Below are 25016 nucleotides of genomic sequence, written 5' to 3' on the forward strand. Positions count from 1 at the left end.
CCAAAAAACAGTATTTATTATGAAATTCGCGAAATAGAGATGAATCGAACCTCAGACAGATAAAATGCCCTAAAAATAGCCCACAAAGGCTGATAATTCGCTCAAGCGAAGCGGCAAAACATGATTACCTACCTGCCAAAAACAATTAATTAACATTAAATTAACTTATGAAATTCAACTGCTTTATCAGTTTTGGTCACCAAACGCCGAAATTTTCGGCATATCACAAAATGTTATCGCTGTTGTTACCTAACGTGACATGATGAGTGAAAAATGACGCAGACACTGACACAATTTAAATGCAATAATCAGCGACGTTTCTAGTCAATAACAATACCAGTACCTGGTTTGCGCAAGGCGAAGGATTATTTTTATGAAGCTTAAGAACACTCTCCTGGCGTCCGCACTAATTTCTGCGACTGCTTTTTCTGTAAATGCAGCGACAGAATTGACGCCGGAGCAAGCGGCTGCCCTGAAACCCTATGACCGCATTGTGGTCACCGGTCGTTTTAATGCTATCGGTGATGCGGTTGCTGCCGTTTCACGCCGTGCAGATAAAGACGGTGCAGCCTCCTTTTATGTTGTTGATACCTCAGATTTTGGCAGCGGCGGTAACTGGCGCGTTGTTGCCGACGTCTATAAAGCCGACGCTGAAAAAGCGGAAGCGTCAAAAAACCGTGTCATTAACGGCGTTATGGAATTGCCAAAAGATCAGGCCGTTCTGATAGAACCTTACGACACCGTTACAGTGCAAGGTTTCTACCGTAGCCAGCCTGAAGTAAACGATGCCATCACCAAAGCAGCGAAAGAGAAAGGTGCTTACTCCTTCTATATCGTGCGTCAGGTCGATGCTAACCAGGGCGGCAACCAGCGTATTACTGCATTCATCTATAAAGCTGATGCGAAAAAACGCATTGTACAAAGCCCTGATGCGATCCCAGCAGATTCAGATGCTGGTCGTGCCGCATTAGCAGCAGGTGGCGAAGCCGCGAAGAAAGTTGAGATCCCGGGCGTAGCAACTACCGCTTCTCCGAGTGCTGAAGTTGGCCGCTTCTTCGAAACGCAATCCACTAAAGGCGGACGTTACACTGTCACGCTGCCGGATGGAACCAAAGTTGAAGAGCTGAACAAAGCGACCGCCGCCATGATGGTACCGTTCGACAGCATCAAGTTCACCGGTAACTACGGCAACATGACGGAAGTCTCTTATCAGGTAGCAAAACGCGCAGCGAAGAAAGGCGCGAAGTACTATCACATTACCCGCCAGTGGTCAGAACGTGGTAACAACGTGACGATCAGCGCCGATCTGTATAAGTAATACCCAATGCCTTATCAGGTCTACAGTCCTTGTAGACCTGATAATTTCGCGCAGTTCTGTTTCCAGATAAAACAAAAACAGCAGTATTAAGACAACTTTTCACACTATTAGTCACAAATCTCTCTATCCCCATTGCATGCGTTCTCTTCTCTCCGTAAAATCCCGCGCCTTAGTGGCTTTCACCATTTTTATGCGGTTTGCCAAAATAATTATTCTCTCACTCTCGTTTTTGTAACTGGATACAAATGGAAAAGAAATTGGGTCTGAGCACACTGACCGCGCTGGTTTTAAGCTCAATGCTCGGCGCTGGCGTTTTCAGCCTGCCACAAAATATGGCGGCAGTAGCCAGCCCGGCTGCATTACTAATTGGTTGGGCGATTACCGGTGCGGGTATTCTTTTGCTCGCCTTTGCCATGCTGATCCTGACGCGTATCCGTCCTGAACTGGACGGCGGTATCTTCACCTATGCACGTGAAGGTTTCGGCGAGTTGATTGGCTTCTGCTCTGCGTGGGGATACTGGCTGTGCGCTGTTATCGCTAACGTTTCGTATCTGGTCATCGTCTTCTCTGCGCTCAGTTTCTTTACCGACACACCGGAATTACGTCTGTTCGGCGACGGTAATACCTGGCAGTCGATTGTCGGCGCATCGGTACTGTTATGGATAGTCCATTTTCTGGTGTTGCGGGGAGTACAAACCGCGGCCAGCATTAACCTGGTCGCTACTCTGGCAAAACTATTGCCGCTAGGCCTCTTTATCGTGCTGGCATTCATGCTGTTTAAGCTCGACACCTTTACTCTCGATTTTACCGGCGTCGCGTTGGGCGTGCCTGTCTGGGAGCAGGTCAAAAACACCATGCTCATCACCCTGTGGGTTTTCATTGGTGTGGAAGGCGCGGTGGTGGTATCTGCCCGCGCCAGAAATAAACGCGATGTTGGTCGCGCCACGCTGTTAGCTGTACTCGCCGCACTGGGCGTTTACCTGTTAGTCACCCTGCTATCCCTCGGCGTTGTCGCGCGACCAGAACTGGCAGAGATCCGCAATCCATCAATGGCCGGTCTGATGGTTAAAATGATGGGGCCATGGGGCGAAATTATTATTGCCGCGGGTCTGATTGTTTCCGTGTGCGGTGCCTATTTAAGCTGGACGATTATGGCGGCGGAAGTGCCGTTCCTCGCCTCCACGCACAAAGCGTTTCCGCGTATTTTTGCACGACAGAATGCACAGGGTGCGCCATCGGCATCGCTGTGGCTAACCAACATCTGTGTACAAATCTGCCTTGTGCTAATCTGGCTCACAGGCTCCGACTACAATACGTTACTGACTATCGCTTCAGAGATGATTCTGGTGCCCTATTTGCTGGTCGGCGCATTTCTGTTAAAAATTGCCACCCGTCCGATTCATAAGGCTGTCGGTATCGGCGCGAGTATTTATGGCATCTGGTTATTGTATGCGTCAGGTCCGATGCATCTGTTGCTGTCTGTGGTGTTATATGCGCCAGGGCTGTTGGTTTTCCTTTATGCCCGTAAAACGCATACGCATGAAAACGTATTAAAACGCCAGGAGATGGCGCTGATCGGCCTGTTGCTTGTTGCTGCTGTGCCAGCTACCTGGATGCTGATAGGCTAACGTTATACCCATCGCTGGCTTCGGAAAATATCAGACTATGAATATCCTGATAAAGGATTATCGGGATATCATGGTTAACGCTGATTAATCGAAAATAATCGCTCTCGCTCTCCCTTCATGCTTGCCCCCCACACTATTTGTTGCTGCGTGTGAACCGTTTATCACGGCTCTCCAGATGATGACTCATCACAAGGCGTGCCCCCCCTATTGAGTTCGAGTTATTCTTTCTACACTTCACAATTGCAAACTGCTTTACGGCGTAACAGTCAGTCACGATCACCTGCTTTATCTTCTTATGAATCACAACATAACATACAGAAACACATCATAACCTTCTCAATTCTTTGTTCACTTTTCATATTGATAAAAGATAAAAAAAGAAACAATTAACGAACACACATACATCATAATATATGGATAAATAAAAGAACAATTAATCATCACACAATTAACTATTTGTGCTTTATCTTGTGTTGAGTTTATCATGCGGTTGTGTTGGTATTTGTGTTTGATGATAATGCAACCCGTGCGCTGGTCCCACCAGCTACACTCCCCTCGTCAATTATGTCGGAAATAAAAAAGGTTTATTAATAGCTGCTACTGCATCGATTAATTATGTAATCGGCAGTATTTAGTCATTGAGGGACAAACAAAATGAGAAATAAAGAATTAATGATGACACCCCCTATTAATCCTAAATGGAGTATTAAAATGTTTAAGAAATCAGTGGTTGCAGTATTAATAGTTCTTCCAATGTCTGCTTTTGCTCATGGTCACGGTGGCCATGGAGGTATGGGCGGTCACAATTTTGGTGGCCATGGCCATGGTGGTAACATTGGTCATGCTTTTAGTAGTCATTCGTTTGGTGGTCACTTTGCGGAGCGCATGAATGCAGGTGGTGGCTTCACAGGATTCTCTAAAGGCTCCATCAATATGAGCGATCACCCCATTGCAGATAACACGACACGTTCCATCAGTGTGAAAGATGGTGTCGTTACTAAAAACATTGCCTACAACGGTGTTAATGAACAATATTCTGCGACAACCACAATCAGTCAAAAAACAGGTGTGGTTCGTACCTCAACAGTTACTCGTGATGGTGTGACCAAAACAGCATCAACTGTTGTGTCGCCTGAAATGCGTTCCCACACCGTTGACGTGACGAACGGTGATGTAACGCATTTCTCCGACCATAGCTATGTTGAAGGCGTTGGCGGCCTGTCGATTCACGGCACTAAAGAAGGTGATGAAGCTATTGGTACAGTCACTGCATACAACGATGTATCCAACGCAGTGAAAACTACCCACGCGCTCAAAAACGCTGACCTGACTCGTGTAGCATCAACAGTGATTGCACCAACCATGCGTACTCATAATGTTATGGTGAAAGAAGGTGATCTCACAATCACTCACCTTCGTGGTTATGTTGGAAATGAGACTGTTGGGTATGGTTTCTCTAAGGGCGTAGCTAAAGAAGATGGTTATGCAATCGAAACTTCAGTCAATTCACTTGGCATAGCAACTGTTGGGGCATATGGCCCTAGTCACTATGCAGAGAAGGCAGAAAATCTGAAAACGGGTGAAGTGAAAACAATCACCGATATCACTCCGCCACAACCACAACCAACTCCAGTTGTCGTACACGTTGTACCCGTAACTCCTCTGACTCCTGCGACGCCTGTGAATCCTCCTGTCGTGGTTCACGTTGTTCCAGCATCAACGATTACCCCAGCCACACCAGCGACTACCGTGTATAACGATAAACTCGGTGATAGTGTCATCTTGTATTGGAATATCTAAACTAAATGAGGCTGGAGCAATCCAGCCTTTTTAGAGGAAATAATTATGTCAGTTTTAACAGCAGCAGATTTTCTAAAACTTATTGATCTTGAACCATTCAAGAAGCTAAACAATGAAGCAGGTGTCTCTGTTCAGCGTAGTATTGAATTAGAAAAGCTACGCCTTGCTGTAAAAGAAGGTCATGTAAATCTCCGCTTTTTCCTCAAATGGTTAAATGCATCTGCGGGTTGCCGTTTACAGGAACGATGGTTAAACAAGTTTTTCGCCGATGATCTCGGAGAAATTCCCGCACGATTTCAGCAGTCCCCCAGTAAGAGCACAGAAGAAAAGCTAAAGGAAGAAGTTGCCCGTCTCACAGCGGAACTGAGAGCGTCACAACAACAAAATCAGGTTATTGCTTCTATCGCTTCTGAGGACAATCAGAAAGCCATTTTTGCGGGTATCGTCGAACGTATCGAAGAAGAATCACAAGCTGAACTAAAAGCTTTTGCAGAGAAGGCAGCAACACGGGCAAAACAGAAAGCAATAGAGATGATGATAACTATCTTTCCTAATTGGAAGCCATCAGATTGAACACAAGAGGCTGTGTGTATTATCATGCTCCCTTAATCATTTAAGGGTAGACAATGAAGAACGTAAATCTGATCTTACTCGGAGACAGCACACAGCCACAAGAACGCCGAATGAAAGAAGCGTTAAAGATAAGCAAGGACGTAAAACCTGCCGCTGTGTTAGATGCTGTGAAAGAGGCGTATGAAGGCACAGGCAAGAAACCTAAGCTGAACTACGCACAACTATCACGATGGAGAAAAGGTTTAACCTTCTATCGTTCACCACCGCCAGAAGACGCCGTAGATCAGTATTCAGATTTATTTTCCCCACTCTACCAACTCTTAGAGAATCCGGTGATTGTTGCTTCTATCGACATATCAGAATTTGAACAGAGATTGAAGATTCAGATTAAAGAACGAGAACAAAGATTGATTGAAGCAAGAAGGCTTGAAGCCGCTCGTATTATGCAAGAAGCTGAAGAAAGAGATCACAGAAAGTTCACAGAAGAATTCAATAAAATAATGGATAAACTGAGAGAGCTTAGGAAAACGTAGCTACAATGGGGAGCCTGTTTTCTGGTTCCCTTTTTTAATGACTAATCATTCTATTACGTTAATCCCCCTCTCTCTATTACTCCTTCGACTATAGCCCGACTAAAATGTGCTCGCCGCTAAATCAGGATGCTGTAACAAACCCCAACAACTTTATTCCTGTGTGCTACTGTGTACACATGAGTTTGTACTGATCACTACACCACTTACACCCTTTCTCTTGTAAGATGCTGTTTTTAACGGAGCCTGAGTATAACAATGGGTAAAAAACCTCCTTTGCCAATTCTTATCACCGGAGGTGGTCGTCGTATCGGCCTCGCCGTCGCATGGCACTTTCTGAACCAAAAACAGCCAGTTATCGTCAGCTACCGAACTCACTATCCTGCCATTGACGGCCTGCGAGAAGCGGGCGCGATTTGTATCCCGGCTGACTTTTCCACGGATGAAGGCGTACTGGCCTTTGCTGATGAGGTCAAAGCGCAGACGGATGGCTTGCGCGCCATTGTGCATAATGCCAGCGCCTGGGTCGCCGAAAAACCCGGCACACCGCTTAGCGAAGTACTGTCACGTATGATGCAGATCCACGTCAATACGCCCTACCTGCTCAACCACGCGCTGGAAGGATTGCTACGCGGTCATGGGCACGCAGCCAGCGACATCATTCATTTTACGGATTATGTTGTGGAGCGTGGCAGCGACAAACACATTGCTTATGCTGCCAGCAAAGCGGCGCTGGATAATATGACCCGCTCGTTCGCGCGCAAACTGGCACCGGAAGTGAAAGTGAACGCGATTGCCCCCTCACTTATCCTGTTTAACGAGGGCGACGATGCAGAGTATCGCCAGCAGGCACTAAACAAATCACTGATGAAAACCGCGCCTGGTGAAAAAGAGGTCAGTGATTTAATTGACTACCTACTAACTAGTTGTTTTGTCACCGGGCGTAGTTTTGCCCTTGATGGCGGGCGTCATCTGCGTTAGTGCAGTTTGATCCAACAAAAGATCAGCAACCACGCGCTCAGGCTCCAGCACACTACTGCACCGCCGAGCGCGATGGGTAAGCGCATAAACCCAGTGAAATACCACAGTGAAACAAGGTAGACAAAATAGGGAATAATCGACCACATACTGAATACAATGGTTGTACGTAACGCCTCGATCCCACGCTCACTGGCCACGATGTAGTGGGCAATCAACGCAAACGTCGGGAACAGTGGAATTAATCCAGCAATATAGTAATTCTTTGTTTTCGCCTGCAAACCTATCAACACCACCACCAGCGCACCGAGCGCCGCTTTTATAACGAGTCCCATCACTCTGCCTTAACACATCAATAACATCAGCCTCTAGCATAACGGAAGCGTTCTTGTTTAGAAAAGATTAATGGAAGGAAAAACCGGGGCGGTGTATGTTGGCGTTTTATATTCAAAATGAATGATATGAACACCATCGTATTTGTTGAAGATGATCCCGAAGTTGGCTCACTGATTGCAGCCTATCTGGCCCGGCATGATATTGAGGTTATCCTTGAACCTCGTGGTGATTTGGCCGAGGAGAAAATCCTGCACGTTCAACCCGATCTGGTGTTATTAGATATCATGCTGCCGGGCAAAGACGGGATGACTATCTGCCGCGATTTACGCGGACGCTGGCAAGGCCCGATTGTTCTGCTCACCTCGCTGGACAGCGACATGAACCATATCCTGGCGCTGGAAATGGGCGCCTGTGACTATATCCTGAAGACAACGCCACCAGCTGTGCTGCTGGCTCGCCTGCGCCTGCACCTGCGCCAGAATGAACACTCCGCACAGTCTAAAGGCATTCAAGCGGCAACCATCACACCGCACACAACGCTGCGCTTTGGCACACTCACTATCGATCCCACCAACCGCTCCGTGCTGCTCGGCGGCGAGCAAATCTCTCTTTCCACCGCTGATTTTGAATTACTGTGGGAGTTGGCAACCCATGCCGGGCAGATTATGGACCGTGATGCGTTGCTAAAAAACCTGCGTGGCGTAAGTTATGACGGCATGGATCGCAGCGTCGATGTCGCGATTTCCCGCTTACGCAAAAAACTGCTCGATAACGCGACTGAACCCTATCGAATCAAAACGGTACGCAACAAAGGTTATCTGTTCGCACCGCACGCCTGGGACGACGAGCCGCAGAAGTAATCCAACCGGGCCGGTCACTTTGATCGGCCCTATTAATTATCTGGCGTTACACTGTCACTTAATATTATTTAACCCTATTATTGATAGCCAACTAACTAGACGTCAGTCCGTCGTATTTTTTCCAACGGTAGTTTACGGCGGAGATAATCCAGCAGCCGATAAAGACGCCAATAATCGCAAAACCGACATTCCCCATATGGTCACTCAAATTGCTGACGGTATCCCACAAACCACCCTGAAGCGAAAACGCGTCAGAGAGAAGTCCCAGCGCCTCCAGCCCGCCAATAAATAGCGCAACAATCACGGAAGTCCCGGTAATGGTCATATTGTAATAGAGCTTACGTTGCGGCTTATTGAACGCCCATCCATAGGCCTCAACCATCAGAATACTGTCGAGACAATCAATTAACGCCATACCGCAGGTAAACAGCGCCGGGAACACGAGAATTGACCAAATCGACATGCCGCTGGACGCGCTTGAAGCAGAAATTCCCAGCAGAGAAATTTCAGTGGCGGTATCAAAACCCAGACCAAACAGAAAGCCGACAAAATACATATGCCAGTCTTTACCTACCAGCCGAAACGCTGAGCGGAAAAGCCAGTTCAGAGGGCCTGAAACTGTAATGTCTTCCGTGGTGCCATCGTAAGTACCGGTGCGTTTAAGATGGCGGAATGCCTTCCAGACCTGGCAGAAAATAATGAGATTGATGGTAGCCAGAATCAGCAAAAATACGGCAGAAACCGTAGTTCCTATCAGACCACCGACATTCTGAAACCATGCCATATGTTGCTTAAACACGCTGGTAGTTAACGCAATGCCAATGCTGGCCAGCACCACAATGGTAGAGTGTCCCAGAGAAAACCAGGCCCCCGTTGTCAGGGCACGTTTTTTCTGCTGCATGAGTTTACGCGTCGCGCTGTCTATCGCGGCGATATGATCGGCATCAACGGCATGGCGCAAACCATAGCACCACGCAATCAGACTCAGTGCCAGTAAGGAAGTATTGTTGCTAAACGCGGTGAAAGCCCACAGCCACGCTACGATGTTTGCCCCGATGAGTAAGACCATCAACAAAAGAATATTCGGGCGTTTTTTTAATAATGAAAACAATGCGTTCATTGTTTCCGGCCTGTCAAATTTTCGCTCAACAACACACCACACCGCCGTTCATTAATTGATTAATACAACGTTTACCAGGCTAATGATAACTCTTAAGAATTACTAACCCAGTGTCGTAGATCAAAATTGATTACCACCTGAAGCAAGTTCTGCCATCGCTAGCTCCGCAATACGCAGAGGTACCGTTGCGCTGTCACCCTCTTGCAGAAACCAGACGGACGACAACCCACACCAGGCAACAATCCACATCAGTAAACGCTGCCGTTCAATTCTGGCGATTTCAGACACAATGTTGACTCGTTGCGTGAATCTTTCCGGCTCAATGGCGACAGGTCTGGTAGGTTCGGCAAGATCGGGATTAGTAAAGATATTGGCGTAATCAAAGCCACGCTCGCCCACCAGCCCTTTGGGATCGATAGCCAGCCATCCTCTCGTTCCGAAATCAAGAATATTGCCGTGGTGTAGATCGCCATGTAATACGACTGCATCATGGGGTGAAGATAGCAGTACGTTTGCCACCGCAGCACAACGCGTCAGGATACCGCCATGCTTTTTCGCGGCAGGAGCCAGATCGCGAAACCAATGGTGCAGAGGTGTTAACGCAGGCGTAGACGCATTTCGGGAGAGATGGAGTCTACTGGCAGCATGGCAAATAATGCGACAGGCCTGCGCATCGTTGCCAGTCCAGGACATGTCCGCTAAAGACCATGTCTCTGTCGCACGTTCCAGCAGAATCGCCCCTGCTGCATGAGCAAGTACTTTCGCTGCGCCATTTCCGTTCCACCAGACCATGAGTTCACAGCCGATCCGTTCACTGTCATCATCGGTGATCTTTAGTATGGCTTTCTGCCCGTCCTTGACCACCACCACAGGCAAAAGCTGCGATGTATGCGTTTCAAACGGTTCACCATCTGGAGTGAGCCCCCAACGGTTGAGCCAGGTGTTGAACAGACGATTTTCCAAACAATATCCTCATTTTTCTCTGGAAGATGGTAATCAAAAGGATCCGTGTCGGCATTATTCCTGTTTTCTTTTGGTTGAGCCACAACCCCCACTTCCATCATCACTGACTTATCGGGTAGAGCACTAACAGGCACATCCTTGTGTATCTGTGTGCCATGCTGACTGTGTTCGGTATATGAGGAGGACACGATGATCACGTTATGCAAAACCTGTGGAACATCCTATGAGGTAACTGGCGCCCATCCGGAACATTGCGATATCTGCCTGGATGAACGTCAATATGTCCCCACAAGCGGGCAGAAATGGATCGATTTTGACACCCTGTGTGCATCGCATACAAATAAGTGGAAGCAACACGACAGTACTCTCCTCAGCATCCGCACCGTTCCTGATTTTGCAATTGATCAGCGCGCGTTTCTTGTGCGTACCCCAGAAGGAAATATTCTGTGGGACTGCATTGCCACGCTCGACGATGCCACAAAAACGCTAATAACGTCCCTTGGCGGCCTTAAGGCTATCGCGATTTCGCATCCTCATTACTACACCACCATGCAGGACTGGGCTGCGGAATTTAACGCGCCGATTTACCTTCATGCCAGCGACAGAAGGTGGGTAATGCGTGACAGCCCGTGGATTAGATTCTGGGATGGCGACACCATTGAGTTAACCCGTGACGTCACGATGATACGTCTCGGCGGGCACTTTGCTGGCGGCTGCGTCCTGCACTGGGCACGTGACGAAGGCGTGGTGCTTTCTGGCGACATCATTCAAGTTACAGCAGGTGCCCATGCAGTCTCTTTTATGTGGAGCTACCCCAATATGCTACCGTTGCCAGCCGCCACCGTCAGCGACATCATCCAACGCCTGAGAACAGTGAAATTTAAGCAACTTTACGGCGCATTTGAAGGAAAAGATATTACGCAAAATGCCGATGAAATTGTGCGCCGTTCAGGTGAAAAATATATTTCCTGCCTCAAATAAACCGCAGTTTATTCACCAACCATGCTCAGGAAGGTAAAAATGGATAGAACTTATAAATCACGCCCATCACAGAAACACTCACTATCACACTGATAATGAAGTAGGTTTTGAAAGGCTGCTTTTGTGTTTTATGGCGAAAGATTTGTTGACCCGCTATCGCGCCGCCCCATCCGCCCACAACGCCAAACACCAGCAATGTGGATTCCGGCACTCTGCGCCAGTCCTTGCGTGCCGCCATTTTGTCCACGCCGTATAACAGCAGCGTCAGAACGTTGGCGAGTAGAAACCATATAACAAGAGGATAAGCGGTGAAAATGCAGCCGACCGCTGCGAAAATGAGTAGCGAATAACAACAGCGATTGAGATTCATATTTTCAGTCACAGCACTTTTCAGGAAGTATCGGCACGCATTATACGCAAGGTCAGTCATCCCTGCCACGGGTGAGAATATCCCTTTTATTATTATGCCTATATCCCCAAAGATAGCGCAAATTCTCTGGTCTGCGGCGTACCTAACAATTCAAACAAGAGAGCCGTTTTCATTATTCAAAACAAATGGTAATTTATTAAACCCAAATGGAGAAATTGTTCTGGAGTCACAAGGATGAGAAAATACTCATATCCATATTTGTTTTTTGTTACCGTCTCATCTCTCGGCGCAATATTTCTCTTTTACTGGTGGAAGGTAACGATTTACAGAGCGACATTTCTCTACCCGCTCACATCCAAATACCTCATGCTTATTTCTCTGGCAGTGTCATTGTTAATTACCTTATTTCTGGTAGGTAATGGGATAATGAAAAAAAGTCCCTTCCAAACCTATCTGAAATTATTTGGTGGCATCAGCATTGCCATGGTGCTGTTTTCATTGATCATGGTTATGGCGATAACCTGGTTCATTCCAGGTGTCCCCTCGTCCTATACCGCAACATACGTCTATGCTACAGGAAGTTCTAAAAGCTGTTCGGGGGCTGATGTTGACGATCCGGATCTCGGGACTAACATAAGAATTTGCTATCCCGAAGGTAACTACGAATATAACAACACCATCTACGTTGAGAAACGAAGTAACCTTTTAGGTGCGGTCGTGACATACGCCAGAACAACCCCATCCCGATTTTGATTAACTTACAGCGTAGAAAGCAATGCGTGATCCAGCGAAAGGTCATTCCGCGCCCGTAGGAGCCATAAGAATGCAGAAAAGAGATATACAGTGTACTCTGCGTGGACAAGCACGCCGGATGGTGATCGGAGAACCTTTCTGAACCCACGCATCGGCGGATACCGCTGTGCTCACTTTTCCCCTGTGGGACACGTGCACTCGCTAACTTATTGAGCGTTCGGTGATTTTTTATGAAGAAACTGTTTGTGCAGTTTTACCTCCTGCTGTTTGTCTGCTTTTTGGTGATGACCCTGTTGGTCGGTCTGGTATACAAATTCACCGCAGAACGCGCAGGCAGACAGTCGCTCGACGATTTGATGAAAAGCTCGTTGTACCTGATGCGCAGTGAACTACGCGAAATCCCGCCACGCGACTGGGGTAAGACGCTAAAGGAGATGGATTTAAACCTCTCATTTGACCTGCGCGTTGAACCGCTGAATAAGTACACACTGGATGCCCCAACCATGCAGCGTTTGCGCGAAGGCGATATTGTGGCACTTGACGATCAATACACCTTCATTCAACGCATTCCTCGCAGCCATTATGTGCTGGCCGTCGGTCCGGTTCCCTACCTCTATTTTCTCCATCAAATGCGCTTGCTGGACATCGCGCTGATGGCGTTTATTGCTATCTCACTGGCCTTCCCGGTACTGATCTGGATGCGCCCGCACTGGCAGGAAATGCTCAGACTCGAATCCGCCGCACAACGTTTTGGTGAAGGACATCTGAGTGAACGCCTTCATTTTGACAGCGGTTCCAGCTTTGAGCGCCTGGGCGTAGCGTTTAACCAAATGGCCGACAATATCAATGCGCTGATCGCCAGTAAAAAACAGCTCATCGATGGTATTGCCCATGAGCTTCGTACCCCGTTGGTACGTTTACGTTACCGGCTTGAAATGAGTGATAACCTCACCGAGCAGGAATCTCAGGCGCTGAATCGTGATATCGGCCAACTGGAAGCGTTGATAGAAGAGTTACTGACCTACGCCCGCCTGGATCGCCCGCAAAATGAACTGAAACTCAGCGTACCGGACCTGCCTGCTTGGTTGACAACCCATCTGGAGGATGTGCAAAGCGTAAATCCTGACCGTGCGGTGCAATTACGTCATCTCGAAACTGGCGACTACGGCGCGTTGGATATGCGCCTGATGGAGCGGGTCCTGGATAATTTGCTGAATAATGCCCTGCGCTATTGCCAGTCAACGGTGCAAGCCAGTCTGCTGCTGAACGGCAATCAAGCCACGCTGGTAGTGGAAGACGACGGCCCCGGTATTGCACCAGACGCTCGCGAACAGGTTTTTGAACCGTTTGTACGCCTTGACCCCAGCCGTGACCGGGCGACCGGGGGTTGTGGGCTTGGGTTAGCCATCGTCCACTCAATAGCGTTGGCTATGGGAGGGACGGTCGTCTGTGATGAAAGTGAACTTGGCGGCGCCCGGTTTACTTTCCGTTGGCACGTCTGGCATAACATTCCTGAAATTTCGGCTGCCTGACCTATTCTGCTCGGTGGCCAGGCGGTGAATGTTGTGCTATAAAAAAGTATGTTGTAACTAAAACGGTAAATCTATGGCCCGTTACGATCTCGTTGACCGCCTGAACGGCACCTTTCGCCAGATGGAACAAGAACTGGCGCTTCTGAACGAAAACCTGTTGCAGCAGACGCTGCTGATTGCCCGCGTATTCTCGTTACCGGAAGTGGTCAAAGAGGCAGAGCATGCCCCTCTGCAGAGCATTGATGTTAAGCAGCATTTAGGCAAAGAGGCTGAAGCTCTGGCACTGCGCCATTACCGTCACCTGTTTATTCAGCAGCAGTCCGAAAACCGCAGCAGCAAAGCGGCCGTCCGCCTACCGGGTGTATTGTGCTACCAGGTTGATAATGCGGGGCAATGTGCTCTGGAAGAACAAATCCAGCGTATAAACCAGCTGAAAACCACCTTCGAGCGCATTGTTACAGTAGAGTCAGGGCTGGCACCGGCAGCACGTTTCGAATGGGTGCATCGCCACCTGCCGGGGCTGATTACACTGAATGCCTATCGCACACTCACCGTTGTCAGAGATCCTGCCACCCTGCGATTCGGCTGGGCTAACAAGCACATTATTAAAAACCTGAAACGCGATGAAGTACTGCAGCAACTGGAAAAAAGCCTGACCTCACCGCGCAGCGTACATCCCTGGACACGTGAAGAATGGCAGGCGAAGCTTGAACGCGAATATCAGGATATCGCCGACTTACCGCAGCAGGCCCGCCTGAAAATTAAAAGGCCGGTAAAAGTGCAGCCTATTGCCCGCGTCTGGTACAAAGGAGAGCAAAAACAGGTGCAATATGCCTGCCCGACGCCACTGATTGCTTTGCTTAATAACGACAACGGTATGACCGTACCGGATATTGGCGAGTTACTGAATTACGATGCCGATAACGTTCAGCATCGCTTTAAACCTCAGGCGCAGCCGTTGAGATTGATTATTCCCCGGCTGCACCTGTACGTTGCGGATTAACTGCCTGGCCGCATGCTGCCAACCATCAGCTCCGGACGTACCCAGCTGTCGAACTCCGCTTCGGTTAGATATCCCAGAGCCAGAGCGGAGGCTTTTAGCGTCAGCCCTTCTTTATGCGCTTTTTTGGCAATTTCAGCCGCTTTATCGTAACCGATATGGGTGTTGAGCGCGGTCACCAGCATCAGCGACTCATTGAGCAGTTGATCTATTCGTTCACGGTTGGGCTCGATTCCCGTCGCGCAATGTTCATTGAAGCTTTCCATACCGTCCGCCAGCAGGCGTACCGACTGCAGGAAGTTGTGGATGACCATCGGTCGATAGACGTTGAGCTCAAAGTTACCTGACGCCCCGCCCATATTGATGGCGACATCGTTACCCATCACCTGGCAGCACAACATGGTCAGCGCTTCACACTGGGTAGGATTGACTTTACCCGGCATGATTGAGCTGCCCGGTTCATTTTCCGGAATTGAAATTTCGCCAATACCACAGCGCGGGCCAGATGCCAGCCAGCGTACATCGTTGGCGATTTTCATCAGCGCCGCTGCCAGCCCTTTTAGCGCTCCGTGGGCATGAACCAGGGCATCGCAGGTGGCCAGCGCTTCAAATTTATTCGGAGCGGTAACGAACGGCGCGCAGGTAATGACCCGCAGTTCATCCGCGACCCGGCGGGCGTATTCGGGATGAGTGTTCAGTCCGGTACCTACCGCGGTTCCCCCCAACGCCAGTTCTGCCACATGCGGTAAACTGTTTTCAATGTGTCTGAGGTTATGTTCAAGCATTGCTACCCAGCCGGAAATCTCCTGACCAAGCGTAAGTGGAGTTGCATCTTGCAGATGTGTACGACCAATTTTAACGATATCGGCGAAAGCGTGGGACTTATCACTGAGCGTTTTGGTCAACACATTTAATTGTGGGATCAAAGATTTACGCAGCGCCAGCAGTGCGGCAACGTGCATTGCGGTCGGGAAGACATCGTTCGAGCTTTGGCTTTTATTGACATCATCGTTGGGGTGTACTTTTCGCTCCATCCCCCGCACGCCGCCCAGCAATTCGCTGGCCCGGTTTGCCAGCACCTCGTTCATGTTCATATTGCTTTGCGTGCCTGAGCCGGTTTGCCAGATGGCCAGCGGAAACTCATCGCGGTGTTTATCTGCCAACACCTCATCTGCAGCCTGCATAATAGCCCTGGCTTTATCCTCCGCCAGCAGCCCCAGATCCTGGTTAACCTTTGCCGCGGCGCGTTTCGTCAGCGCCAGCGCATGGATCAGCGAGACCGGCATTTTCTCCGTAGAGATACGAAAATGCTCCAGCGAACGTTGGGTTTGCGCGCCCCAAAGCTTATCGGCAGGAACATCAATCGCCCCCATTGAATCATTCTCGCGGCGTACCGTTACCATTACCTGCTCCTTACATTAACAGTTGATTAGGTTATGTTTCGACATTGCCCATTTGCATTGGTCTTATGAGTATTAACGAGGATAAAGCTGTCGTTTGGTGGTTCGTGCGGTAAAAAAAACCGCCCCGAAGGGCGGCTGACGTTACTTAACGCAGCGTGCGCACTGCGACGTCTGAATTTGCTTGAAGAAATCGTTGCCTTTGTCATCTACCAGGATAAATGCCGGGAAATCTTCTACTTCAATTTTCCAGATGGCTTCCATCCCGAGTTCCGGGTATTCCACGCACTCCAGGCTCTTGATACTGCCCTGAGCCAGCACCGCGGCGGGGCCGCCAATACTGCCCAAATAGAAGCCGCCATGTTTATGGCAAGCATCGGTCACCTGCTGGCTGCGATTGCCTTTCGCCAGCATAATCATGCTCCCACCAGCGGCCTGAAGCTGGTCAACATACGAGTCCATACGTCCGGCAGTGGTTGGCCCCAGCGAACCAGAGGCATAGCCTTCCGGCGTTTTTGCCGGACCTGCGTAATAGATCGGGTGATCTTTAACATACTGCGGCAAACTTTCGCCGTTATCCAGACGTTCTTTCAGTTTCGCATGCGCAATATCACGGCCAACGATAATTGTACCGTTGAGCGACAGACGCGTGGAAACCGGATACTGGGAAAGCTGAGCCAGAATCTCTTTCATCGGACGATTGAGGTCAACGCGCACCGCTTCCCCCTCTCCCGCCTGGCGCAGTTCTTCCGGTATAAATTTCCCAGGATTATGCTCCAGTTTTTCGATCCAGATACCTTCGCGGTTGATCTTGGCTTTGATATTTCGATCGGCTGAGCAAGAAACACCCATACCAACCGGACACGACGCGCCGTGACGCGGCAGGCGGATCACGCGAATATCATGCGCGAAGTACTTCCCACCAAACTGCGCGCCAAGCCCCAAATTCTGCGCCTCAATCAGCAGCTCTTTTTCCAGCTCTACATCGCGGAATGCCTGACCATGTTCGTTACCTTCTGTCGGCAGTTCGTCGTAGTATTTTGCAGAAGCCAGTTTGACCGTTTTCAGTGTGGCTTCTGCCGATGTTCCACCGATTACGAACGCGATGTGATACGGCGGACAAGCCGCAGTGCCCAACGTACGCATTTTCTCAACCAGGTAATCTTTTAATTTGCCCGGTGTTAGCAGCGCTTTGGTTTCCTGGTACAGATAGGTTTTATTCGCCGAACCACCACCTTTGGCAATACACAGGAATTTGTATTCATCTCCGTCGACGGTATACAAATCGATTTGTGCTGGCAGGTTGGTACCGGTGTTCACCTCTTTATACATATCCAGCGCTGCGTTTTGTGAATAGCGCAGGTTGTCTTCGATGTAGGTGTTATAGACGCCTCGTGCCAGCGCCTCCTCATCACCCCCACCGGTCCAGACACGCTGACCTTTTTTACCCACGATAATCGCAGTTCCGGTGTCCTGACAGGTCGGCAAAATGCCTTTTGCCGCGATGTCAGAGTTACGCAGGAATTGCAGGGCCACATATTTGTCGTTTTCGCTGGCCTCCGGGTCGCGCAGAATATCAGCTACCTGCTGTTGATGTGCGGGACGCAGCATAAACGACGCATCATGAAAGGCCTGACGAGCCAGCAGGGTTAAGGCTTGCGGTGCAACTTTAACAATCTCCTGCCCTTCAAATTCGGCAACAGAGACATAGTCGCTGGTCAGCAGATAGTATTCGGTATCATCCTTTTTGAGGGGGAAAGGATGCTGATAATGAAAGGGTTTGTTTGACATTGTGCTCTCACTTACTGCTCGGTCTGGTTATTCTCTGGGCAGATGTTCCATTGCCCTGCTTCCCTGCCGCAGATCCGGTTGTAGAAGGAAGAGCTTTCTGCAACCGGAATTACTCAGGGTATTAAAAGCGAGTCACCATATCCTACACATTTTTTTAACAAAAACTGAGACAAGTACGACTTTTTACATGTGCAGGTTACTTCCCTCAGGGTTTCTTGGTTTAATAGCCGTAGAAAATTCAACATTGAAACAGGGCTTGATAATGCAAAAACTCATCAACTCAGTGCAGAACTACGCCTGGGGAAGTAAAACGGCGTTAACGGAACTCTATGGCATTGCCAACCCCACTCAGCAACCGATGGCTGAGTTGTGGATGGGCGCGCATCCGAAAAGCAGTTCGCAGGTTCTGGGCGCTGACGGTCAGACGGTTGCTCTGCGCGACGTTATCGAGCACGATAAATCCGCACTGCTAGGCGAAGCCGTAGCGCAACGTTTTGGTGAACTGCCCTTCCTGTTTAAAGTACTCTGCGCTGCTCAACCACTTTCGGTTCAGGTTCATCCTAACAAGCACAATTCTGAAATTGGATTTGCCAAAGAAAACGCCGCGGGGATCCCGATGGATGCCGCCGAGCGCAACTACAAAGATCCTAACCACAAACCAGAACTGGTATTTGCTTTGACGCCTTTCCTGGCGATGAACGCATTCCGCGAGTTCTCTGACATTGTTGCATTGTTACAACCCGTTTCCGCCGCACATCCAGCTATTGCACATTTCCTGGAAGAACCGAGTGCGGAACGTCTGAGCTATCTTTTCGCCAGCTTGCTGAATATGCAGGATGAGGAGAAATCCCATGCGTTGGCGATCCTGAAATCAGCGCTGAACAGCCAGCAGGGTGAACCCTGGCAAACCATCCGTCTGATCGCTGACGTCTACCCGAACGACAGTGGGCTTTTCTCCCCACTGCTGCTCAATGTGGTGAAACTCAATCCAGGCGAGGCTATGTTCTTATTTGCCGAAACCCCGCACGCTTACCTGCAAGGTGTGGCGCTTGAGGTGATGGCTAACTCGGACAACGTGCTGCGTGCCGGACTGACGCCAAAATATATTGATATCCCGGAACTGGTCGCCAACGTGAAGTTTGTCGCCAAGCCAGCAAACCAGTTACTGACCACGCCGGTTGAATCTGATGGCGAACTGGACTTCCCGATCCCTGTTGACGATTTTGCGTTCTCCCTGCATGACCTTACTACCAATGGCGCAGATATCAGCCAGCAAAGTGCGGCCATTATGTTCTGCATTGAGGGTGAAGCCGTGCTGAGCAAAGGCGAGCAACGTCTGGTTCTGCGACCGGGTGAATCGGCCTTTATTGGCGCGAATGAATCGCCGGTTAACATCAGTGGCGCAGGTCGTTTAGCCCGGGTTTATAACAAGCTATAGCAAGATACTGATATTTTTGACAACTCTTGCTAAGCTGTAGTGAGTTAAAGACATGTCACTCCTCCAGGCGTCTTCAAACGCCTGGTTTTATTTTATGGATATCGAAATGAAAAAATCGCTGGTAGCTGCGGGTGTGGTGGTTGCGCTGGGTATCGTCTGGACGGGCGGCGCCTGGTACACAGGTAAGAAACTTGAAACGCATCTCGCCGAGATGGTGACACAGGCAAACGATCAGTTAAAACGTTTCTCCCCTGAGGCGGGCATTGAACTGAGTTATCAAAACTACCAGCGCGGGGTGTTCAATAGCCAACTGCAATTGGTGGTGAAACCAATCGCCGGGGAGGCAGATTCCTGGCTAAAACCGGGGCAAAGTATCGTCCTGAATGAAACCGTCGATCACGGTCCTTTCCCGCTGGCGCAACTGAAGTCATTGAATCTGGTCCCGGCTATGGCCTCCGTGAAAACGACGCTGGTCAATAACGACGTTACCAAACCGCTGTTTGATATTGCCAAAGGTGAGTCGCCATTTGTCATTAACTCCCGTATCAGCTACAGCGGCGATACCCGTTCCGATCTCTCCCTCAAACCACTGAACTATGAGAAAGGCGACGAAAAAGTAGCCTTCAGCGGCGGGGAATTCCAGTTTACAGCAGACAAAGAAGGTAATGCTGTCTCGCTGACAGGCAATGCGCAAAGCGGTGTGGTCAATGCGGTCAACGAGTATGACCAGAAAGTACAAATGACTTTCAATAACCTGAAAACTGAGGGTTCCAGCAGTATTGCCAGCTTTGGTGAGCGTATCGGCGACCAAAAATTGTCACTCGATAAACTGTCGATTTCCGTCGAAGGTAAAGAGTTGGCGGTACTGGAAGGCATGGGTATTGATGGCAAATCCGATCTGATCAACGAGGGTAAAACTGTCAACAGCCAGCTGGATTACACGCTGAACAGCCTGAAATTGCAGGGTCAGGATATGGGTAGCGGTAAATTGACGCTGAAAGTTGGCCAGATTGACGGTGAAGCATTACACCAGTTCAGTCAGCAGTATAGCGCCCAAACCAAGGCGCTGATGGCGCAGATTGATGTGGTACAAAATCCTGAGCTTTATCAGCAAAAAGTCACTGAAGCCTTCTTCAATGCGCTGCCGATTCTGATGAAAGGCGAGCCGGTTATCACCATTGCCCCGCTGAGCTGGAAAAATGCAAAAGGTGAAACTGCATTTAATCTGTCACTGCTGCTAAAAGATCCGACAGCAAATACTGAGGAACCACAAACGCTGGCTCAGGAAGTGGATCGTTCGGTCAAATCACTGGATGCTAAGCTGACGATTCCGGTTGATATGGCGACTGAGTTCATGACGCAGATTGCCAAAATTGAAGGCTATCAACAGGAACAAGCGGCCGATCTGGCGAAGCAACAGGTGAATGGCCTGGCGGCAATGGGTCAGATGTTCCGGATTACAACGATGCAGGACAACGTCATCGGCTCCAGCCTGCAATACGCAAACGGCCAGGTTACGTTAAACGGACAAAAAATGCCGCTGGATGAGTTTGTTGGCATGTTCGGTATGCCTTCTCTCGGCGAACCGGATGCCCCGGCTATTCCGCAACAGTAAATACGCGTGACAACAGGCCCGATAACCGTGTGTTTATCGGGCCTTTTTTATTTTGCCACCACCAGACGGGCGGAAAGCGTTAAGTTACGCGAATGACCATCATCGTGCCCAATGCGCTGTAGCATGCGCTCAGCAAGGGTATATCCCATTTCACGCGCGGGCGTACAGGCCCAAATAATGGGGATATCGTCCAGTGCATTTTCCGCTACATCGGCAAATCCAGCTAACGAGATCTGCTGTTCGAAGTAGCGATCCACGCCAATTTCACCACTCTGACGCCCTGCTCTCATCAGGCCAAACCAGGCGCCAACGGCTATGGTTTCGTTGTAGCACACCACTGCGCTGATCGTTGGGTTACGACGTAACAGCGCGGTCACCTCCTCTGCGGCCTGCTTTTGGCTGGATGAGCACTCCAGCACCCAGTCGCTATGAAACGGTAAACCATACTTTAGCAACGTCGTACAATAGCCGCCGACACGCTCTGCGCGGGTCAATGAAGAACTCTGCCCCCCCAACCACGCGATGCGCTGATGCCCATGGCGTATCAGATGTTCAACCAGCAATTGCGCTGCCTGCATGTTGTCAGGCCTGACGGTGTCAACGTCATCCAGGTAGCTGGCCCGAGACGCAAACACTACCGGAATCCCCTTATCGGCGGCCAGTTGTTGAAGGTCGTCGCTACTGCCGGCTGCCCCGGCGATCACCACACCATCAACCCCTTGATTAAGCAGCATAGCGAAACGCTGCGCCAGCTGTTCGCCATCTCTGCCACCATGTAATAAAAAAACCATGCGCCCCTGCGCTTCTAATGCTTCCGTCAGACCCGCTGTCAACTCGGCGTAAAACGGGGTGGAAAGGTCGCGCACGATCAAACCAATTACCCCGCTCTGGCCGCCACGAAGTGCTGATGCCTGGCGATTACGCACAAACCCCAGTTGCTCAATAGCGGCATTCACCCGTTCGCCGGTCGCGGATGAAATACGGCCTTTTCCACTGAGCACCAATGAGACGGTACTAACCGAAACGCCCGCGGCCAGCGCAACATCATGGATGGTTATTTTTTTGGCTATAGCCATAAAAACGGAAAACTCCCTGATAACGTGACGGATAAAACGTTTTATCAATCACTTATATTTATACGCCCTATTATCGTTCGATAATGTGATTTATACCGCACTAAAATTAGGTAAAACGTTTTATCTTCTCGCCATCATTAGTCAGCTAGCTTTTACGAGGAGTCGTTTGATGACGACGAGAACCACACCAAAAATTACGTTATGGGAATTTTTCCAGCAGTTGGGCAAAACCTTTATGCTGCCCGTGGCTCTGCTCTCATTCTGCGGGATCATGTTAGGGATCGGCAGCTCGTTAAGTAGTCATGATGTCTTAACGCTGATTCCGGCATTGGGTAATCCGGTACTGCAGGCTATTTTTACCTGGATGAGCAAAGTAGGCTCATTTGCGTTTAGCTTCTTACCGGTGATGTTCTGTATTGCCATACCTCTCGGCCTGGCCCGCGAGAACAAAGGCGTAGCGGCATTTGCCGGTTTTGTTGGTTATGCGGTGATGAACCTTGCCGTCAACTTCTGGTTAACCGCGAAAGGTATCTTGCCTACCACGGATGCCACGATCCTGAAGGCTAACAACGTACAGAATATCCTGGGGATCCAGTCGATCGACACCGGGATCCTCGGCGCTGTTATTGCCGGGATCATCGTCTGGATGCTGCATGAACGTTTCCACAACATTCGCCTGCCGGATGCACTGGCCTTCTTCGGCGGTACCCGCTTTGTACCAATTATCTCTTCGGTGGTGATGGGACTGGTCGGCCTGGTCATTCCCCTGGTTTGGCCGGTTTTCGCCATGGGCATTAACGGGCTCGGCCACATCATCAACAGCGCGGGCGAATTTGGTCCAATGCTGTTTGGTACCGGTGAACGTCTGCTGCTGCCGTTTGGTCTGCATCATATTCTGGTGGCGCTCATTCGCTTCACTGAAGCTGGCGGCACGCAGGAAGTCTGCGGTCACAGCGTGAGCGGCGCACTGACTATTTTCCAGGCTCAACTGAGCTGCCCGACAACACAAGGTTTCTCTGAAAGCGCAACCCGCTTCCTGTCGCAGGGCAAAATGCCGGCGTTCCTCGGTGGTTTGCCGGGGGCAGCGCTCGCTATGTACCACTGTGCTCGCCCTGAAAATCGTCATAAAATTAAAGGGTTGTTAATTTCTGGTCTCATTGCCTGCGTGATCGGCGGTACAACCGAACCACTCGAGTTCTTATTCCTGTTCGTTGCCCCTGTTTTGTATGTAATCCACGCCCTGCTGACCGGTCTTGGTTTCACCGTGATGGCGGTGTTAGGCGTCACCATCGGTAACACGGACGGTAACCTGATTGACTTTGTGGTATTCGGCATTCTGCACGGACTCTCTACCAAGTGGTATTTGGTCCCTGTCGTGGCTGCGATCTGGTTCGCGGTGTACTACGTGATCTTCCGTTTCGCCATCACACGCTTCAATCTCAAGACCCCGGGTCGGGACGTCGAAATTGCCAGCAATATCGATAAAGTCATGGCGGGAGCACCGGGTAAATCCGGTTACAACGTCCCTGCCATTCTGGCGGCGCTGGGCGGTGCGGAAAACATTGTCAGCCTTGATAACTGCATTACCCGTCTGCGCTTGTCAGTGAAGGATATGTCGCTTGTGAACGTACAGGCACTGAAGGACAATCGCGCCATTGGCGTAGTGCAACTCAATCAGCATAATCTTCAGGTTGTTATTGGTCCGCAGGTCCAGTCAGTGAAAGACGAGATCGCAGTTCTGATGAACACCGTACAGGCTTAAGGACAATAATATGTTTGATTTTTCAAAGGTTGTGGACAGGCATGGTACCTGGTGTACTCAGTGGGATTACGTTGCCGACCGTTTTGGTTCAGCCGACCTTCTGCCGTTCACCATCTCCGATATGGATTTTGCCACCGCCCCCTGCATTCTGGAGGCGCTGACTCAGCGCCTGTCACATGGCGTGTTGGGTTACAGTCGCTGGAAAAATGATGAATTTCTGGCGGCGATTAGCCACTGGTTTCTATCGCGTCATAATACCCAAATCGATCCTCAGTCGCTGGTTTATGGCCCCTCGGTCATCTATATGGTATCGGAGCTGATCCGCCAGTGGTCTTCTGCGGGTGATGCGGTGGTTATTCATACGCCGGCTTACGACGCGTTTTACAAAGCGATTGAAGGTAATCAGCGCCAGGTATGCGCTGTCGGACTTGAAAAACGCGCTGACGGCTGGTTTTGCGACATGGTTGCACTAGAGAAAGCCCTGTCCCGGCCTGAAAGCAAAATTCTCCTGCTTTGCAGCCCGCACAACCCAACCGGTAAGGTGTGGACGCGCGATGAACTGGAAACCATGGCGGAGCTGTGTCAGCGCCACGGTGTAAAAGTCATCTCTGATGAGATCCATATGGATATGGTATGGGCAGACCAGCCACACATCCCGTGGAGTAACGTCGCGCGCGACAGTTGGGCGCTGTTCACCTCCGGTTCAAAGAGCTTCAATATTCCGGCATTAACCGGGGCTTACGGGATTATTGAGGATGAGCAGAGTCGCAACGATTACCTCAGTGCGTTAAAGGGTCGGGATGGTCTTTCCTCACCTGCAGTGCTCGCGCTTAGCGCACATATCGCAGCCTACCAACAGGGCGCTAGCTGGCTTGATGCGCTGCGGGATTATCTTGCCAGTAACCTGGATTACATCGCGCACGAGCTGAATAACGCATTCCCCGAACTGAACTGGCAGGTTCCGCAATCCACCTATCTGGCATGGATTGACTTGCGTCCACTCAACCTTGATGACCACGCACTGCAGGATGCACTCATCCATCAGCAGAAAGTCGCCATCATGCCCGGATACACATACGGAGAAGAAGGACGCGGTTTTGTGCGCCTCAATGCCGGATGTCCACGTTCCAAGCTTGAAAAAGGCGTTCAGGGGTTGATTAACGCCATCCGCACAATAAGTTAAATAGTCTTG

Annotated in this window: 22 protein-coding genes; 15 read left to right on the forward strand and 7 right to left on the reverse strand. The window is 49.9% G+C overall.

The annotated features are described in order from the left end of the window. The first annotated feature begins 373 nt into the window (after positions 1-373). The 6 genes from ydgH (at position 374) to folM (ending at position 6830) form a co-directional block, all read left to right on the forward strand. Positions 374-1318, forward strand: coding sequence for a DUF1471 family protein YdgH (gene ydgH / locus SK38_RS06430; protein ID WP_003832856.1), 945 nt, complete (start codon positions 374-376; stop codon positions 1316-1318). 245 nt (positions 1319-1563) lie between these two features. Further along, the gene (locus SK38_RS06435; protein WP_048235419.1) at positions 1564-2946 is read left to right on the forward strand and encodes an amino acid permease; all 1383 of its coding nucleotides are present in this window, start codon (positions 1564-1566) and stop codon (positions 2944-2946) included. A gap of 654 nt (positions 2947-3600) precedes the next feature. Then, positions 3601-4746, forward strand: coding sequence for a hypothetical protein (locus SK38_RS06440; protein WP_156183245.1), 1146 nt, complete (start codon positions 3601-3603; stop codon positions 4744-4746). 45 nt (positions 4747-4791) lie between these two features. After that, on the forward strand, positions 4792-5319 hold the full coding sequence (locus tag SK38_RS06445) for a hypothetical protein (RefSeq protein WP_048235421.1): 528 nt from the start codon (positions 4792-4794) through the stop codon (positions 5317-5319). A gap of 53 nt (positions 5320-5372) precedes the next feature. Next, positions 5373-5852 (forward strand): hypothetical protein, encoded by a 480-nt coding sequence (locus SK38_RS06450; RefSeq protein WP_048235422.1) that lies wholly within the window; start codon positions 5373-5375, stop codon positions 5850-5852. Positions 5853-6107: 255 nt separating this feature from the next. Continuing rightward, a complete protein-coding gene (folM, locus tag SK38_RS06455) occupies positions 6108-6830 on the forward strand; it encodes a dihydromonapterin reductase (protein WP_048235423.1) in 723 nt (240 codons plus the stop codon). Here the strand turns inward: folM and SK38_RS06460 are convergent. Continuing rightward, positions 6827-7162 (reverse strand): GlpM family protein, encoded by a 336-nt coding sequence (locus SK38_RS06460; RefSeq protein WP_048235424.1) that lies wholly within the window; start codon positions 7160-7162, stop codon positions 6827-6829. The genes folM and SK38_RS06460 overlap by 4 nt on opposite strands. A 117-nt stretch (positions 7163-7279) precedes the next feature. On the opposite strand from SK38_RS06460, the gene rstA reads away from it, so the two are divergent. Next, entirely contained in the window at positions 7280-8023 is a 744-nt protein-coding gene (gene rstA / locus SK38_RS06465; protein WP_003832842.1) for a two-component system response regulator RstA, read from the forward strand. Between the two features lie 91 nt (positions 8024-8114). On the opposite strand, the gene SK38_RS06470 is transcribed toward rstA, so the two are convergent. Together SK38_RS06470 and SK38_RS06475 are read right to left on the reverse strand one after the other, a co-directional pair. Then, positions 8115-9143 carry a HoxN/HupN/NixA family nickel/cobalt transporter gene (locus SK38_RS06470; protein ID WP_048235425.1) on the reverse strand — a complete coding sequence of 343 codons (1029 nt, stop codon included), beginning with the start codon at positions 9141-9143 and terminating at the stop codon, positions 8115-8117. Between the two features lie 120 nt (positions 9144-9263). After that, positions 9264-10106 (reverse strand): aminoglycoside phosphotransferase family protein, encoded by an 843-nt coding sequence (locus SK38_RS06475; RefSeq protein ID WP_048235426.1) that lies wholly within the window; start codon positions 10104-10106, stop codon positions 9264-9266. A 189-nt stretch (positions 10107-10295) separates the two neighbouring features. Between SK38_RS06475 and SK38_RS06480 the strand changes: the two genes are divergently transcribed. Next, positions 10296-11087, forward strand: coding sequence for an MBL fold hydrolase (locus SK38_RS06480; RefSeq protein ID WP_048235427.1), 792 nt, complete (start codon positions 10296-10298; stop codon positions 11085-11087). A gap of 25 nt (positions 11088-11112) precedes the next feature. Here the strand turns inward: SK38_RS06480 and SK38_RS06485 are convergent, their stop codons facing one another. Further along, positions 11113-11457 carry a DUF1294 domain-containing protein gene (locus SK38_RS06485; RefSeq protein ID WP_032944411.1) on the reverse strand — a complete coding sequence of 115 codons (345 nt, stop codon included), beginning with the start codon at positions 11455-11457 and terminating at the stop codon, positions 11113-11115. Positions 11458-11691: 234 nt separating this feature from the next. Between SK38_RS06485 and SK38_RS06490 the strand changes: the two genes are divergently transcribed. The 3 genes from SK38_RS06490 to tus all read left to right on the forward strand — a co-directional run bounded on the left by SK38_RS06490 (position 11692) and on the right by tus (position 14745). Next, positions 11692-12210 carry a hypothetical protein gene (locus tag SK38_RS06490; protein ID WP_048235428.1) on the forward strand — a complete coding sequence of 173 codons (519 nt, stop codon included), beginning with the start codon at positions 11692-11694 and terminating at the stop codon, positions 12208-12210. Between the two features lie 230 nt (positions 12211-12440). Beyond that, positions 12441-13742, forward strand: coding sequence for a two-component system sensor histidine kinase RstB (gene rstB, locus SK38_RS06495; protein ID WP_008784698.1), 1302 nt, complete (start codon positions 12441-12443; stop codon positions 13740-13742). Between the two features lie 73 nt (positions 13743-13815). Continuing rightward, positions 13816-14745, forward strand: coding sequence for a DNA replication terminus site-binding protein (gene tus, locus SK38_RS06500; protein ID WP_048235429.1), 930 nt, complete (start codon positions 13816-13818; stop codon positions 14743-14745). Here the strand turns inward: tus and fumC are convergent. Together fumC and fumB are read right to left on the reverse strand one after the other, a co-directional pair. Continuing rightward, positions 14742-16145 carry a class II fumarate hydratase gene (gene fumC, locus SK38_RS06505; protein WP_048235430.1) on the reverse strand — a complete coding sequence of 468 codons (1404 nt, stop codon included), beginning with the start codon at positions 16143-16145 and terminating at the stop codon, positions 14742-14744. The two genes, tus and fumC, sit on opposite strands and share 4 nt — an antisense overlap. Before the next feature lie 141 nt (positions 16146-16286). Beyond that, positions 16287-17933 carry a class I fumarate hydratase gene (gene fumB / locus SK38_RS06510; protein ID WP_008784695.1) on the reverse strand — a complete coding sequence of 549 codons (1647 nt, stop codon included), beginning with the start codon at positions 17931-17933 and terminating at the stop codon, positions 16287-16289. Between the two features lie 262 nt (positions 17934-18195). On the opposite strand from fumB, the gene manA reads away from it, so the two are divergent. Together manA and SK38_RS06520 are read left to right on the forward strand one after the other, a co-directional pair. Then, entirely contained in the window at positions 18196-19371 is a 1176-nt protein-coding gene (gene manA, locus SK38_RS06515; RefSeq protein ID WP_048235431.1) for a mannose-6-phosphate isomerase, read from the forward strand. A 106-nt stretch (positions 19372-19477) separates the two neighbouring features. After that, the gene (locus SK38_RS06520) at positions 19478-20986 is read left to right on the forward strand and encodes a YdgA family protein (protein ID WP_048236438.1); all 1509 of its coding nucleotides are present in this window, start codon (positions 19478-19480) and stop codon (positions 20984-20986) included. A gap of 47 nt (positions 20987-21033) precedes the next feature. Here SK38_RS06520 and SK38_RS06525 read toward each other — a convergent pair whose 3' ends face one another. Further along, positions 21034-22062 (reverse strand): Mal regulon transcriptional regulator MalI, encoded by a 1029-nt coding sequence (locus tag SK38_RS06525; RefSeq protein ID WP_048226587.1) that lies wholly within the window; start codon positions 22060-22062, stop codon positions 21034-21036. A 169-nt stretch (positions 22063-22231) separates the two neighbouring features. On the opposite strand from SK38_RS06525, the gene malX reads away from it, so the two are divergent. Together malX and SK38_RS06535 are read left to right on the forward strand one after the other, a co-directional pair. After that, positions 22232-23824, forward strand: coding sequence for a maltose/glucose-specific PTS transporter subunit IIBC (malX, locus tag SK38_RS06530; RefSeq protein ID WP_032943348.1), 1593 nt, complete (start codon positions 22232-22234; stop codon positions 23822-23824). Positions 23825-23834: 10 nt separating this feature from the next. Continuing rightward, entirely contained in the window at positions 23835-25007 is a 1173-nt protein-coding gene (locus SK38_RS06535; RefSeq protein ID WP_048235432.1) for a MalY/PatB family protein, read from the forward strand. Positions 25008-25016: the final 9 nt, after the last annotated feature.

It is taken from the genome of Citrobacter sp. MGH110 (genome assembly GCF_001037515.1).
Classification (GTDB): domain Bacteria; phylum Pseudomonadota; class Gammaproteobacteria; order Enterobacterales; family Enterobacteriaceae; genus Citrobacter; species Citrobacter portucalensis.